Here is a 15191-nt window from a genome sequence, read left to right as displayed (position 1 = left end):
CCGCCATCATTCCCGTACGACGATTCTGCAGTACCGTTTTTTCCCCGCCCGTAAGAGAAGCGAACCGTCTTTCAGGTCTGCAGTGCCAAAATCCTTTTCGATATCGGTTACGTTTTCCCCGTTCACATACGCCCCGCCCTGCTGAATCAGCCGCCTGGCCTCCGAAGTACTTCCGCAAAGTCCGGATGCGACGAAAAGCCGCACGATATTGCCCTCCTGGGCAAACCCGTTTTTCGAGAGGTCCATTGTCACCGCATCGGCATCGCCCGTATCCCCCTCCCGGGCGAAAAGCGCTTCGGATGAAGTTTTGACTTTCATCGCTGCTTCTTTTCCGTGAACGATCGAAGTGAGTTCGAACGCGAGTACCTTTTTCGCTTCGTTCGCTTCTTTATCCTTCAGTACGGCAAGTTTTTCGATTTCCGAAACCGGGAGAAATGTATAGAGCAGAAGGAATTTTCTTACATCCGCATCCGCGATATTGACCCAGTACTGATAAAACTCATAAGGACTCACCAGTTCGGGATCAAGGTAAAGTGCCCCTTTTTCGGTCTTTCCCATTTTTTTCCCGTCCGAACGCATGATCAGCGGAGAAGTCAAAGCGTATGCCTGTTTTCCCGTCATCCTGCGTATGAGCTCGATACCCGATACGATATTTCCCCACTGGTCGTCCCCGCCAAGCTGGAGAACGCAGCCGTATTTTTGAAAGAGAACAAGAAAATCATAGGACTGGAGAATCTGGTAATTGAACTCGATAAATGAAAGTCCCGTTTCCATCCGCTGTTTATATGCCTCGAAACCAAGCATCCTGTTGACGGAAAAATGCCTGCCGATTTCCCTGAGAAAATCGATATAATTGAGGTCCGAAAGCCAGTCGGCATTATCGACCATAATCGCTTTGTTTCCCGAAAAATCGATAAACCGCGAGATCTGGGTTTTAAAGGATTCGGCGTTTGCCCGAATGTCGTCGACCGACAGCATTTTTCTTGTCTCTGTTTTCCCGGACGGGTCTCCGATCCTTGCCGTTCCGCCGCCGACCAGGGCGATCGGTCTATGGCCGGTGCGCTGAAGATGGGCCATGGCAAAAAGCGGAACAAGGTGTCCGACATGAAGGCTGTTGCCCGTCGGATCGAATCCGGCATAAAAGGTGACATTTCCGCCGTTCAGGAGTTTCATGCATTCGGTGTCATCCGAGCATTGCCGGATGAACCCCCGTTCCTTCAATACATCGAATGCTCCGGCCATTATTCACCCCTCCTGTATATTTTAATCTCATTCCTGACTCTGGCCGCTATTTCGGGAACCTTTACCCGCACCTGTTCCATCGAATCCCTGAAACGCAGCGTGACCGTATTGTCGTCCTTTGTCTGATAATCGATCGTAATACAATACGGCGTTCCTATTTCGTCCTGCCTTCTGTAGCGTCTTCCGATGGCGCCCCCCTGGTCGTAAAAGGTGGTAAAATCGTCCCGAAGCGATGTTTCGATATCTTTGGCCAGTTCCGCAAGACCGTCCTTTTTTACAAGGGGAAATACACCGATGGTGACCGGCGCAAGAATCGGATGAAACCTGAGTACGGTTCTTGTTTCACCTTCGACCTCTTCCTCGTCGTACGCGTCACTCAGCACGACCAGTACCGTCCGTGTCAGCCCCGCCGATGTCTCAATGATAAAGGGAGTATACCGTTCGCGGGTGATGTCATCCAGAAAAGTAAGGTCTTTTCCCGAATACTCCATATGCCTGCCAAGGTCGTAATCTGTTCTGTTATGGATACCCTCGAACTCCTTGAAACCAAATGGAAACTCGTATTCGATATCGAACGCCTTTTTCGCATAATGGGCAAGTTCGCCCGGGCCATGCTCGTGAAAGCGTAACTTGCTTTTCCTGATACCCATGGAAAGATAATAATCGAAACGTTTTTGCATCCAGTACTCGAACCACCTGTCATCCTCTTTCGGATGGACAAAATACTGCATCTCCATCTGTTCGAACTCGCATGTTCTGAAAATAAAATTCTTGGTCGTTATCTCGTTCCTGAACGCCTTGCCCACCTGGGCGATCCCGAAAGGAATTTTCAGTCTGCTTGTCTGGAGCACGTTTTTATAATTGACATAGATCCCCTGTGCCGTTTCGGGACGGAGGAAGACGATCGAACCGGCATCCTCAACCGGTCCGAGATGGGTTTTGAACATAAGATTGAAGTTGCGCGGATCGGTAAGTTCACCACCGCACTCGGGACAGCGGTGATTCTTCATTGCTTCTTCTTCCAGCATATCCGCGCGAAACCGGAGTTTACAGTTTTTACAGTCGACAAGGGGGTCGGTAAAGTTTTCGACATGACCGGAGGCTTCCCAGACGCGGGGGTGCATCATGATCGCGGCGTCAATACCCACGATATTGTCATTCAACTGGGTCATCTCACGCCACCAGTATCTTTTAATACGGTTCTTGAGTTCGATACCCATCGGTCCGTAATCCCAGGCGGAAGTCAATCCCCCGTAGATTTCGCTCGACTGAAAGATGAATCCCCGTCTTTTGCAAAGAGAAATCAGTTTATCCATTGTAACACTATCCGACATGTCATTTACTCCTTTTCTCCGGCAGCTTCAATCATGTGTAATGCCTTTTCCACCCGGCCGCTTGCGACCTCGCTCTTGAGCAGCCGCAGCGATTCAAAAAGCGGGGGTGAAACGGTGGAACCGGTAATCGATATCCGTAATGGCAAAAGGAAATCCCCGAGCTTTACTCCGCACCCGGAAGCGGCTTCCCGGAACCGGTTTTCGTTTTCTTCATCCGAACGTTCACGGAATCCCTCAAGCAGACGAAGGTTTTCTTTTAATACCAGCATCGTTTTCTCCCTGTCGAGCCGCTTCGGAATCAACTGCCTGTAATCTGAAATCTCGACTTCCCTGAAGAGGAAACCCACCAGGCCGGTAATCTCCGACAACACCTTGAGCCGTTCATGAACGAGGGGGATCATCCCGTCGATCACCTTCATCTCTTCACGGGTCGGCGGATCGCCGACCAGCTTTTCACCGGTCAGATACGGCATGAGCAACGACTTCATCTCTTCATGGCTTTTTTTCCGTATATAATTCCCGTTAAACCATTCGAGTTTTTTATAATCGAAGGTGGCCGATGCCTTGTTGAGTTTCTCGATCGAAAACAGTTTTTTTAACTCTCCGAGTGAAAAAAACTCCCTGACCCCGTCGTACGACCAACCAAGCAGGGTCACGTAATTGATAATCGCCTCCGGAAGATACCCCTTTTCCCTGAACTCGCGGATACTGGTCGACCCGTGACGTTTGGATAGTTTATGCCCGTCCGGTCCCATCACCATGGGAAGATGGCAGTATTTCGGTTCTTCCCAGCCGAGTGCATCATACATGATCGTATATAACGGTACCGATGGAATGTATTCCTGTGCACGGAACACATGGGTAATCTTCATCAGATGATCATCCACGACATTGGCAAGGTGATAGGTGGGAAACCCGTCCGATTTAAGAAGAACGGGGTCAGGATTGATTTCACTGTTCCGTCTGCTGATATCCCCGAGGAGTTCGTCATGAAAGCGTGTCTCACCTTCTGCGGGGACGGCAAGCCGGATCACGGAATCGATATGTTGCTCTTCATATTCACTTCTCTCTTCCACGCTCAACGACCTGCAATGCCGGTCATATCCCGTTTCACCGCCCAAAGACGACTGAGTCTCCCTCAATGCCGCAAGCCGCTCCTGCGTGCAATAGCAGCGATATGCGGTGCCCTTTTCCACGAGTTTTTCGGCATACTCCCGGTAGAGATCCTTCCGTTCCGACTGAAAATACGGTCCGTACGCTCCGCCTTTATCCGGACCTTCATCCCATTCTATTCCCAGCCAGCTGAACGTGTCATATATATCCCTGAGTGCCTCCTCATAAAAGCGTTCCCTGTCCGTATCCTCGATACGGAGGATAAAGGTTCCGCCACACGAGCGTGCAAAAAAATAGGTGAAAAGCGCTGTTCTCACACCGCCGATATGTTGCAGACCGGTCGGTGAGGGCGCATAGCGAACACGGACACTCATGAAGCAACCCGCACGAATGAATCGTTTACAATGACGCACTCATTATTCTGCCCTCTTTCCGCCCTGAATCGGGCACACACCACGGATGAGTTCATAAATAGTAACTCCTCTTATTATTACGTTATCGGAAAAAACGGCCTTTATTATACAGGAGTATGGAATCATGGTCAAGTAAAGATTTTTGACCCGGACTCCTTACGGACGGCATACACACTCTCGACAGTGTGGAGAGTGGTGTCGATGTCGGATGTGACGGCGGAAACACTGGTTCCGGTAATTAGCAGCGATCAATGACCTTTTCACTTCGAAATGGCGCTATTATATTGCGGTTATCCGGAAGCAGTCGGTATCGATCCATACCCCGTCATTCCGGCGATTATTCGACAACATTGAAATAGCTCTCCGGCTGCCCCTCGTTATTTTCGGCAAGGGTCGCGTGACGTAACAGATGTATCCCCGTTTCATGCGGATCGTTACCCAGAAGCCATTTCAAAAACGATTGAATGTTGATGCCCTTCTGCTCAATATTTTTCCATCTGACGCATATACCGTCGTTCATCATGAAAAAAGCCTCCAGCGCCGGTGCAAAACCGGAGTCTTCACCGCTTCCTTCGTTCACTTCATTGATACGGGCATAAAGATGTATGACCGTAGCGATTCCTTCGCTGCTTCTTACGATATAATCCGAACCCCAATAAAGTGAAGGCAGCGACACTTTCTTTGTACCCGCAACCCAATTCTTCAACGGTTTTGCTTCCCGGACGGCCAAGCCTTCAGGAAGCACTTCGTTCATCCTGTCAATAAACGATGCGGCGTCATCGAGATTACGGAGTTCGATATGTGCAATTTCATCACGAGATTCGATGCCGAGTGCGAGTGGAGCCGCGAAGCTGATAACCGGCTTTGGATTATAGCCCGATGTAAAACAAGCATGATACCCCGCCCGCAGCAATGCGCGCTCGAAAAGGTGCATACAGTTAAGGTGCGAAAGATAGGCGGCCTTCCCCTTTTTTGAAAAAGAGAAAAGCAGTTTTCGCTCTTTTCCCGTGACAAGGCTTTTCATGGGGAGAGTAAAGCTTTTCTCGATGTCGGTTTCCGTTACCGTATCACAGACCGCCGTTTTATCACGACAAACCCCGCAGGGATTCTTGCATTGAGTGCGACAGGAAGGTGTTAATTCCCCTCTCACAGCCCTCCGCCACTCCTTTTTTAAATACGATGTCGAGGACATACCGCCCGCAGAGGATTCCCATGGAAGTTTTTCATGAAAACCCCTTTTTCGAATACCCTCGCTTTCGACATCCCATCCGGCATCCCTGAAAACGGAACGCCACAGATCGCGATTCAGATACTCCTCCCATGCATCGAGACGGGCGCCCCGGACAAACGCGTTTTCGATCACCTCACCTATCCGTCGGTCTCCCCGTGCGATGATTCCCTCGAGCATTGATGCAAAAGGCGAATGATAGGTGACTTTACATGATTCACCGGCGAGTCTCCGCTTTATCGCCATTATACGCCGCAATGCATCTTCTTCGGCGAGTTGCCGGGCCCATTGAAACGGCGTATGGGCTTTGGGGACAAACGTCGAAAGATTGATATGCAGCTGCATGCGGGTTTGTTTTTTTATGGTGAGAATAAAATCGACAATTTCATCCGATTCGTCACCGCTATAAAGCGGAAGCCCTATCATAAAATAGAACTTCGCTTTTTTCCATCCCTGTGTTCTTGCCTCTTTCAGTAAGGCGATTGTTTTTTGAAGTGAGACGGTCTTATTAATTCCCTTCTGCCATGATTCAAGGGGTGTTTCGATGGCAAAGGTTAGTCCGCTTTTTCGCACTTCCGCGATATCGGAGAGGATATGCAGGGCCATGCTGTCGATACGCAGTGACGGCAGCCCGAAAGAAACGCCAAGGTGCGTGTAACGTTTCACTAAAAGATTGACCAGGAAATCGATCGAGGGGTAATCACCGCTTGAAAGTGAAGCAAGCGATATCCGCCTGTACCCGCAGGTAAAAACAAGATGTTCGATTTCCCGAATAATTGCATCGGGATGTTTTATCCGGTACGGCCTGTAGTAGCCGCTTGCCGAGCAGAACCGGCAGCCGTGCGGACAACCGCGCATGATCTCGACAATCCCGTGATCATGCGCGGCCGCAATGGAAGGAACGGGTAAAAGCGGAGGGGCCGTCTCCCTGTGGAAATCCATCCATACATATTTTCTAACATTTTTTTTCGACAGGCTGCCGCTCCACACAGCTTCTTCTTTTAGAATTCGCTCAAGCAGGTCTTTCCGGCCGGCTCCCTTTCTTTTCAACTCAACCAGTTCTTTCAAACAATGGTCGACAAACATTTCCCCGTCCCCCAGGTACACGCAATCGACGAACCTGCCGTACGGAACGGGATTGACGACGGACGGTCCACCGGCGATGACGATCGGTTCATCGTCCGGCCGTTCATCGGCATGAAGATGAACCCCGCCCAGATCCAAAATAGCGAGCATATTGGTTACCGTGAGTTCATAGCCGATCGAAAATCCGATAATATCGAAACGCTTGAGGACACGGTATGTTTCAAGACTGAAAAGCGGGAGATCGTGTGACCGCAGCTGCTCCTCGAAATCCGGTGCGGGGGCAAAGATCCGTTCGCACCGCAAACCGGCAACAGACTGACACCGGGTATACAGAAGACGAACGGCGAGATTCGACATACCGATTTCATACAGATCGGGATACGAGAGTGCGATCGAGAGTGAATAATCGCCGTCCGCCGACCGGAGACCATACTCGCCTCCCGTATATCTTCCGGGCTTTTCAACGGAAAGGAGTATCTTCCGCAGATCTTTTTCGAGGCTGATTGTATCCATCGCTTACCTGTAACGCCTGAAAGAAATATTTAGCAGGATACCGATACCGATAAGCGCCGTCCAGAGAGAGGAGCCGCCGTAGGATAGAAAAAGAAGAGGAATCCCGGTAATAGGCATGATTCCCATTGACATACCGATATTGATGACGACATGAAAATAAATCATACCGATGATTCCTACGCCGGTTAAAACGGCGAATTTATCGGAAGTGCCGGAAATGATGTTAATGCCGCGGACTAAAAGCAGCAGAAAGAGGGCGATGACCAGGCTGCCGCCGAGAAATCCCCATTCTTCCGCGATCAACGAGAAAATGAAGTCGGTACTCTGCTGGGGCAGATACTGATAATGACTCTGTGTTCCCTGAAGATACCCCTTGCCTATAAATCCGCCTGAACCGATCGCCGTCATGGATTGTATCGTGTGCCACCCTGAATCCCAGTAATCGTCATAGGGATTGAAGAAACTGACTATCCGCTTGATCTGATAACTCTGAATATCCGAGCCTAAAAGCAATGTTCCGAAAAGCGCGAGAATCAGAATGAGACAGGTAAAGATTATCCAGTAAAAGACCTTTCGCTTGAATTTGAAATAACCGAACACCGCGATCCCGATAATGAGAAGCAGGAACAATATGAATATGAGGAGGATCTCCGGTGAACGTAAAAATGAGAAAATCGGATATTCCTCGCCGAGGATATATTCTTCGATAAAAGGAAGAACGACAAGAAGCGTGAAAGAAAAAAAAGTCGCAATAAAGAAGACAAGATGCCGTATCCTCGCGCCCGCCGCGACCGACATGACGATGAAGATAGGGAAAAACACCAAAGCCGTGCCCACATCCGGCTGCAGGACGATCAAGAAAACAGGAAGCAGCGTTATCGCCAGCCCGACAAGAAAATACCTGAGTTTGACAATGCTGTTTCCCACCGTCACATAATAAAAAGCGAGGAACAGGATGGTCGCGAGTTTCATGAATTCGGAAGGCTGAACGCCGGCTTCCGCAAACCCCAGCCATGACCGTGCCCCGTTAACGACCTTGCCGAAAAAAAGTGTAAAAACGAGCAGAAGTATGAAGAAACCGTAGATATATAAAGAGAGATTCATCAAATAGGAATAATCGATAAAAAGAATGATCGCCAGAAGAACAAGACCGGTCACAAGCCACACGATCTGTTTTATATACTCATCGGAAAAGGAAACACCGGTGGCGGTCACTCCGCTTGAATAGATAAAGAGGACGCCGATGACAACGAGTACCAGTGTCGAGCAGAGAAGGACGATGTCAAAACCAAAAAAACCTGTTCTTTTCATTCCTCTTCCTTATAGGTGTTCCTCAGCCACGGATAAAGGGACACCATCGCCTCTTCAAATGTCTGATGCGCGAAGATTCCCTGGAAAATGATATTGGCTGTTTTCGAAGCCCACCATTCTTTCAGGGTAGATTTTTCGATAATGGCGACAACGACGATACGATCTTCAGGATTGTCCGTCTGATAAGGCGCATAAGCGGCAAACCAGGAATGATATAGTTCTTCGATCCCGATTTCCGGTGTTCCGGTTTTTCCGGCCACCTCTGTCGCTTTCGTACTGACCAGAGCCGCCGTCCCATCCGTGACGACCAGTCTCATGGCTTTTTGAACCTGTTTGAATGTTTCCCGACTCACATATGAGGTCGCGAGTACCTCCCTTTCCTTTTTTTCGATAATATCGCCGGTAGTGGGGTCCCTGATTTCCGCAAGGACATGCGGCTTGTAGACGACTCCCTCGTTTGCCACCATTGCCACGACATTGGCAAGCTGCAGGGGGGTGACGGTGATCCATCCCTGACCGATCGATATGTTCATCGTATCCCCACCGAGCCACTTCATATGTTCCTTTTTTTCCTTCCATTCAGGGGTTGGAAGAAATCCGCCGATTTCTTCCGGCAGATCGATACCCGTCGGTTTTCCCAATCCGAACATCCGGGCATAATTGATAATATGCTCGATCTTAAGGTATTCGACACCCACGGTAAAATAATAAATATTGCAGGAGTTCGCAAAACCGTCAAACAGATCCATTTTACCGTGACCGTGTTCTTTCCAGCAATGCGCAACCCGATCTCCAAGTTCCATGGCTCCCGTACAATTGATGCGTTCATTGACGGGAAATACCTTCTCTTCGATTATAGCGGTGGTCATGACAATCTTGAATACCGATGCGGGGGGATACGGGGCCTGAATCGCCCTGTTGTAAAACGGAAACGTCGGATCGAGCGAGAGTTTTTTGAATTGTTCGGCCGCATCCTCGGAAGAAAAAATATTCGGATCAAACCACGGATACGAAACCAGCGCCAGGATTTCCCCCGTAGCGGGTTTGAGGACTAAAACGGCGCCGATCCGTTCTCCAAGGGCTTTTTCGGCAAGTGTTTGGATGTGTCTGTCGATGGTCAGGACAAGCGATTTTCCGGGTTCGGGTGGTATATCTTCATCGAGTTTTTCGTGTAATTGTTTTTCTTTGACATCGACGAGTTTAAACCGTTTTCCGTCCTTACCGCGTAAAAGCATATCATACTGTTTTTCAATCCCGGATTTTCCGATTGTCGAGTTGAGATTGATACCCTTGTTATAAAGGGTGTTCTGCTCTTCGTCGGTAATATAACCTGTGTACCCCAGGATGTGGGACAATGAATTTGACAATAGATATCCCCGTATCGGCTTGCTGTGCCAGGTTATTCCGGGGAACTGACCGTTATGTTCGGCAAGGTAGGCAACGGTTCTGAATGATACCCCGCTTTTAATTTCAATCGGTTGATAGGATTTATATAATTTCTCTGGAACCCTTTTTTTAATCTCTGTTGTTTCCATCGAAAGAACTGCGGCAAGTTTCTCGAATAACCCGTTCATTGCTCCCGGCTTGACATCACCCGGCGTGAGATTGATGGCAAATGAATCGATATTATAGACAAGGGGAATATCGTAATTGCAGTCAAATATCTGGCCCCGTTGTGCGAGTATCGGTATATCCCGCTTTAGTATCTCCTGTGCCTGCTGCCTGTATTTGAATCCCATCACAATCTGAAGAATAAAAAGGTAGATAATAAGTAAGGAGAGAGAAAAAATAATGACGATATTGATAAAAAAAATACGCGACCTGTTTATTTTTGTTTGCGGGCTTCTGAATACTATTTCTCCCATCGGAACATCTTCCTTCGCGTCAATGCCTCAGAATGATTTACACAATTGCCGCTTTGTCTTTTTTTCACGCTTTTTCTTTATCTTCCTCCTTGAATATCCTTATAAGTTTTAAAAGTGCGAAAATAAAAGGCCCCAGTATTGCATTATAAACAAGTTCGATAAGGGTATTGAAATGAAAGAAACTGGTTGCATATTGGGATAATGAAAATACCAAAGCGATCATCCATATAAGAAATCCTTTGATCACCGTTGCCGCAACAACGAAAAGTATGGGAATGAAAACGACATCGATAACGATATTACCCTGAAGCAGCCCGTAGAGGAATCCAAGAATTGTCTTGACAATGGATGAAAAACCAAGAGGCGTGATAGTGATAAAATCCTCGAATAAACCGGCGAAAAACCCGGATACTTCTCCGACGACACTTCCCCGTCTGTAGCTGATAAATACCAGAATGATTAGGGAAAGATCGGGTTTGACGCCATTGATGGCGATATAATTGAGCAGTGTCGATTGAAGTATTAATGCCGACAAAAGAATGATCAGCGTCACGACGACTATCTTTAGCTTTTCTCCCATCTATCAGTCCATATTCAGATGTATTTGAACGATCCGGATTCGTTAGGCTATATTCGGATATCCTATCCGTCTGTATTCGGATATCCTATCCGTCTGTATCCAGGATAAAAACCTCCCGTAAACGGGAAAAATCGACGACAGGCTCGAGCTCACACTCCATCGATGTTTCATACGGCTTTGATGTAATGACCTTCACCTTCCCGATATGTATTCCCTTCGGAAACAACCGGCCTACCCCCGAGCTTACGAGAAGGTCTCCGTATTTGATTTCCGATTTGGCCTGCTTTTCCAGATATTGCAGAAGGACATGCGGAGTGTTATCACCCATCCCCTTCACAAGACCTTCATACCCGGACGATTCAAAGCTTGCGGCAATATGAAAGGAATCATTGAAAAGCGGCATGACAACGGCGGTATTTATTCCCGTGTCGACCACCTTTCCGACGAGTCCCTGATGCTTCGAATACCAGGCGACTACCGGCATGTCGACCTTGACGCCATCCTTCTCCCCCCTGTTCACCACAAAAGAAAGCGCATGATTACCGGGCTGTTTTGCGATTATAACCGCCGGTATCTGCCTTACATCATCCCCATAAAGCGAAGGAATCATATATGAAAAACCGAGCAATCCCCTAAGGATTCTGTTCTGTCGTTTCAATTCCGAAAGTTCGTTGGTTAGTGTATAGAACAACTCTAATTTATTTTTGGTATCCTCCAGTTCAGTCTTGAGTTTTTTATAATCACCAAGATATGAAAAAGCTTCTGAAAAGGAAACAGTCAGATCGGCAATCCCGGACTGGAAGGTCGAAAAAAACGAAAATCCTACCGATTCGAATTGCCTCACACCCGGATTCCTGGAACCGATTAAGAGGAGTATACCGAATACAAGAAGCATAATAAAAATAATACTCCGCGAATGTTTCCGATAAAATGATTTAATACTGCGCATCTGTTATTCTCATGATCGGCAATTTTAACGGATTGCCGATTACATAATATTGTAAAGCTTCTTGTTATTGTCTCTTATCATTTCAAGATATTTTCCCGCCCCTAAAGCGACACAGATAAGCGGATTATCCGCCAGAATCGCCGGTACACCCGTCTCTTTTGCGATGAGTTTCGGAAATCCCTTGAGTAGCGAACCGCCGCCGGTCATCACGATACCCCGCTCGATAATGTCTGCCGCGAGTTCGGGCGGGGTCTGACCGAGTGTTTTTTTGATTTCCTCGATGACGATATTGATCGGTTCCTGGAGGGCGTCCCTTACTTCGACCGAATCGAGTTCCAGCCTTCGAGGTAAACCGGTAATCGCGTCCGTTCCCTTTATCTCCATTTTCTCTATTTTATTATCCGGTGTTGCCGTACCTATCGTCATCTTGATATTTTCCGCGGTCGACTCCCCGATGATGAGATTATGGACGTTCCGCACATGTTTGATAATCGAATCGTCGAACTCGTCCCCCCCGACGCGGATTGAGTTCGAAACCACCATTCCGTCGAGTGAAATCACCGATATTTCGGTTGTGCCGCCCCCGATATCACATATCATGTTTCCCGCCGGTTCTGAAATCGGTATATCGGCGCCAAGCGCGGCGGCCATGGATTCCTCGATCAGATAAACCGGATCCCGTGCCCCCGCCTGTTCAGCGCTTTCACGGACCGCCCGTTTCTCGACTTCCGTAATGCAGGTGGGAACGCCGATAGCCATCCTCGGTTTCACAAACCACCGTTTGGGAAGAACCTTCCCGACAAAATATCTGATCATTTTTTCCGTTGTTTCAAAATCGGCAATAACACCATCCCTGAGCGGTCGAATACAGATAATCTCACCGGGCGTTTTCCAGAGCATTTTTTTTGCTTCATAACCGACGGCAACGACCTTTTTCGTACCGCGTTCGACGGCGACAACCGACGGTTCACTCAGTACAATTCCCCTCCCTTTCACATAGACAAGCGTATTGCATGTACCGAGATCTATTCCTATATCAGCAGAGAAAAAATTAAAAATTTTGCCGATCCCCATACTTAAACCTCCAAACTATTTCCGTATCCAAAGGGTTATATGCCCTGATTTGGCAGCAAACCATTATTTATATAAATGGCGTTTCGCCTGATAATGTGAAGGATCGATTCTCAACGTCTCCCGCCATTGGGCGCGGGCTTTGATCCTGTCATTCAATTTATCGTAAATAACACCAAGGTAGAAGTGGGCATTCGCCGATCGATTGTTCACTTCGAGAATTCTCAAGTACTGTTGCTCCGCCTTGAGATAATCCTCGTTCGCCATATAAATCTCGCCCAGGTGAAACCTGCATTGCTGTTCGATATTTATATCTTCCGTTTTATTGAGTGCCCGCAATAAATATTCTTCCGCCTTCGCGTTTTGATTGTTTTTCATGCAGGCTTCACCGACAGAAAGAAGCGAATAATCGGTTTCTTCTTCCTGTAACGCTTCAAGAAAATAATCGAGTTCCTTTTCCGTTTCACCAAGTCCACCATAAGCAAGCCCAAGGCATCGGTATGAATCGAGTCCTTTGTAACCCGATGCAAGAGAGTTTTCCATACTTTTTATTGAAAGATCGTAATAGTATTTCCCTTTTAAAAAATACGTCAGTCCCAAAATATATTCTATTTCACCCTGAAACCCCGTAACCGGGCGGAGTCTCGCTTTTCGAAGATTGAAAATGGTTTTATCGAGTAATGTATCCTTTTCATCATTTTCATTTTTAGCCTTATAGAAAAATGAAAAACCACGGTAGGTTAAAAGCAGCGGATCCATCGGTTTTTTTAAAAGATGCTCATCACAAAGCGAGATGATTTCTTCATAGCTTTTATTATTCCAGAGTTCTTTCATATTTTTATAAACATTACTGAACGAGACAAGCACCGGTATATCGAGTGCGGGAATGAGAAAAAAAACCACCCCCGCCGCACACAGAATAAACAATAAAAGAAAAACGGCGATCTTCCATTTCTTCCTTTTACGTTTGTAATTACCGGAATAACTATATCTGTCTATATTTATCATAATCGTTATAAAAGTATTAAATCCAACATTTAATAAAAAGTCAATTCATTTCATTAAAATCCTGTAAAAAGCTTTTTTTCTTTGTTTTTTTTTTCGTCAATGTCAAAAAAAAAGTGATGCGGCCCCTTTTTTGACGGCTTCTTTCAGCTTTCTTTCGACATGTTTATATCGAGGTCATCCTCGATAGATCTACCAAACGGCAGGTATAACCGGTTCAATCGAAGAGTCAAAAGAAATGTTTCACGGTTCTGAAAACCTCCGCTTCGGATTGTAAACGCACCCGTCCTCAAGCCGTCAGTCGGTAAATTGAGTACAGGGTCGGGTGGGTATATGAGGATGCATGTTGAAAAAAAAAGGCGGGCTTATAAGCCGGATTCTGTTTGTGGTTATCATCTATCTGAAGAGAATCGTTGCCGAATCTCTTTTGCAGCCCACCCGCAGATTAATGGACGAGCAATCCTCTGCTGCTTGGCTTTGCTCCGGATAAGGTTTACCTCTCCCCGTTCGTTGCCGGGACGGGAGGTGGTCTCTTACACCGCCTTTTCACCCTTACCGATCAGTCTTTATTCCCTGAATAAAGACTGATCGGCGGTATCTTTTCTGTGGCACGTGCTGTCTCTCCTTTCGGAGAGCCCGGAGTTTCTCCGGTATCCTGCTCTATGGAGTCCGGACTTTCCTCTGCCTGTCAATTGACGGCAGCGATAACCTGGCCCGCCTTATGCTTCGGCTTCGATCACTTCTCCGGATTCATTTTCCGTTTCATCCTCCGGAAAAAAGAGAATCCTCGAACAATTCGGACAAAACATGATCATATCGAGCAGCCTGACATCATTGGTGAACTGTCCCGTCAATATCATGTGACAGCCGGTACAAATACCGTTACGAATGGGGACGATTCCGACACCCGCCTTGCTCCGGATAATTCGTTCGAATTTGAACAATATCTCCTCATCGAGTCCGGGTGTTATTTTTTCTTCTTCTTTTTGAAGACTCTTGAGCTGCTTTGACTTCTCCTTCAATTCATGTTTGATTCTCGAATTCTCGGTTTTTATATCTTCTTCCTGCTTTTTTATCATCACCTCTTCTTTTTCAAGATTCTTTACCATTTCTTCAAGCGCCTTTTCCTCTTTCTGGAGATTTCTCCTCAATTCGACTTCCTTTTCCGCCGCTGTTTTTATCTCTTTATCAAGCGCCTCGTACTCCCGCTGAGTCTTTATCACATCCATCTGCTGCTCGTACTTGTCTCTTTCAGCTTCCGCATCCAACATTTTCTGCTGGATGTCCTTGATTTTAAGTTTTTTTGCTTCAATTTCCGCATTCTTATCGATAAAGGATTTTTTCAATCTGTTCAACAGCTCTTCCTTTGTCGTGAGTATTTTGGGAATTTCCTTCATATCCCTGTCAATTTCGAACTTTTTCGAAAGTATCTCCTGCAGCGCGCGTAATTTGGCAAATACATCCTGTAACATTGCTTGTTC

The 15191-nt window shown here is 47.1% G+C and carries 11 protein-coding genes and 1 other RNA gene; all 12 read right to left on the bottom strand.

Translation table 11 applies throughout. The features are described from left to right. Window positions 1–6 precede the first annotated feature (6 nt). Complete coding sequence (locus JW881_10005; protein ID MBN1697833.1) at window positions 7–1242, bottom strand: tyrosine--tRNA ligase; 1236 nt, start codon at window positions 1240–1242, stop codon at window positions 7–9. Then, window positions 1242–2576 (bottom strand): glycine--tRNA ligase, encoded by a 1335-nt coding sequence (locus JW881_10000; protein MBN1697832.1) that lies wholly within the window; start codon window positions 2574–2576, stop codon window positions 1242–1244. The genes JW881_10005 and JW881_10000 overlap by 1 nt, the downstream gene beginning before the upstream one ends. Window positions 2577–2581: 5 nt before the next feature. After that, window positions 2582–4063 (bottom strand): glutamate--tRNA ligase, encoded by a 1482-nt coding sequence (locus JW881_09995; GenBank protein MBN1697831.1) that lies wholly within the window; start codon window positions 4061–4063, stop codon window positions 2582–2584. A gap of 376 nt (window positions 4064–4439) precedes the next feature. Beyond that, window positions 4440–6929, bottom strand: coding sequence for a DUF2344 domain-containing protein (locus JW881_09990; GenBank protein MBN1697830.1), 2490 nt, complete (start codon window positions 6927–6929; stop codon window positions 4440–4442). A gap of 3 nt (window positions 6930–6932) precedes the next feature. After that, window positions 6933–8240 (bottom strand): rod shape-determining protein RodA, encoded by a 1308-nt coding sequence (gene rodA / locus JW881_09985; GenBank protein ID MBN1697829.1) that lies wholly within the window; start codon window positions 8238–8240, stop codon window positions 6933–6935. Further along, window positions 8237–10105, bottom strand: a complete 1869-nt coding sequence (gene mrdA / locus JW881_09980) for a penicillin-binding protein 2 (protein MBN1697828.1) — start codon at window positions 10103–10105, stop codon at window positions 8237–8239. The genes rodA and mrdA overlap by 4 nt, the downstream gene beginning before the upstream one ends. Before the next feature lie 64 nt (window positions 10106–10169). After that, window positions 10170–10685: a rod shape-determining protein MreD gene (mreD, locus tag JW881_09975; protein ID MBN1697827.1), complete on the bottom strand. Its 516-nt coding sequence runs from the start codon at window positions 10683–10685 to the stop codon at window positions 10170–10172. Window positions 10686–10770: 85 nt separating this feature from the next. After that, a complete protein-coding gene (gene mreC, locus JW881_09970; protein ID MBN1697826.1) occupies window positions 10771–11580 on the bottom strand; it encodes a rod shape-determining protein MreC in 810 nt (269 codons plus the stop codon). Window positions 11581–11673: 93 nt separating this feature from the next. After that, window positions 11674–12708 carry a rod shape-determining protein gene (locus JW881_09965; protein MBN1697825.1) on the bottom strand — a complete coding sequence of 345 codons (1035 nt, stop codon included), beginning with the start codon at window positions 12706–12708 and terminating at the stop codon, window positions 11674–11676. 63 nt (window positions 12709–12771) lie between these two features. Continuing rightward, a complete protein-coding gene (locus tag JW881_09960; GenBank protein MBN1697824.1) occupies window positions 12772–13713 on the bottom strand; it encodes a tetratricopeptide repeat protein in 942 nt (313 codons plus the stop codon). A 349-nt stretch (window positions 13714–14062) separates the two neighbouring features. Continuing rightward, an RNA gene (gene rnpB, locus JW881_09955) (RNase P RNA component class A) lies at window positions 14063–14431 on the bottom strand. Then, a complete protein-coding gene (locus tag JW881_09950; GenBank protein ID MBN1697823.1) occupies window positions 14430–15182 on the bottom strand; it encodes a nucleic acid-binding protein in 753 nt (250 codons plus the stop codon). Before JW881_09950 ends, rnpB begins: the two co-directional genes overlap by 2 nt. Between the last annotated feature and the right edge of the window lie 9 nt (window positions 15183–15191).

The sequence above is a fragment of the Spirochaetales bacterium genome (genome assembly GCA_016930085.1).
GTDB lineage: Bacteria > Spirochaetota > Spirochaetia > SZUA-6 > JAFGRV01 > JAFGHO01.
Note: the sequence above shows the minus strand (reverse complement) of the source record. Positions and strands in the feature narration are given on the sequence as shown.

What these genes read in the sequence shown, in the direction of transcription:
- JW881_09990 (MBN1697830.1), bottom strand. Translation starts at nt 6,929, where the DNA reads ATGGATACAATCAGCCTCGAAAAAGATCTGCGGAAGATACTCCTTTCC.
- JW881_09960 (MBN1697824.1), bottom strand. Translation starts at nt 13,713, where the DNA reads ATGATAAATATAGACAGATATAGTTATTCCGGTAATTACAAACGTAAA.
- mreD (MBN1697827.1), bottom strand. Translation starts at nt 10,685, where the DNA reads ATGGGAGAAAAGCTAAAGATAGTCGTCGTGACGCTGATCATTCTTTTG.
- JW881_09995 (MBN1697831.1), bottom strand. Translation starts at nt 4,063, where the DNA reads ATGAGTGTCCGTGTTCGCTATGCGCCCTCACCGACCGGTCTGCAACAT.
- mrdA (MBN1697828.1), bottom strand. Translation starts at nt 10,105, where the DNA reads ATGGGAGAAATAGTATTCAGAAGCCCGCAAACAAAAATAAACAGGTCG.
- JW881_09950 (MBN1697823.1), bottom strand. Translation starts at nt 15,182, where the DNA reads ATGTTACAGGATGTATTTGCCAAATTACGCGCGCTGCAGGAGATACTT.
- rodA (MBN1697829.1), bottom strand. Translation starts at nt 8,240, where the DNA reads ATGAAAAGAACAGGTTTTTTTGGTTTTGACATCGTCCTTCTCTGCTCG.
- JW881_10000 (MBN1697832.1), bottom strand. Translation starts at nt 2,576, where the DNA reads ATGTCGGATAGTGTTACAATGGATAAACTGATTTCTCTTTGCAAAAGA.
- JW881_10005 (MBN1697833.1), bottom strand. Translation starts at nt 1,242, where the DNA reads ATGGCCGGAGCATTCGATGTATTGAAGGAACGGGGGTTCATCCGGCAA.
- JW881_09965 (MBN1697825.1), bottom strand. Translation starts at nt 12,708, where the DNA reads ATGGGGATCGGCAAAATTTTTAATTTTTTCTCTGCTGATATAGGAATA.
- mreC (MBN1697826.1), bottom strand. Translation starts at nt 11,580, where the DNA reads ATGCTTCTTGTATTCGGTATACTCCTCTTAATCGGTTCCAGGAATCCG.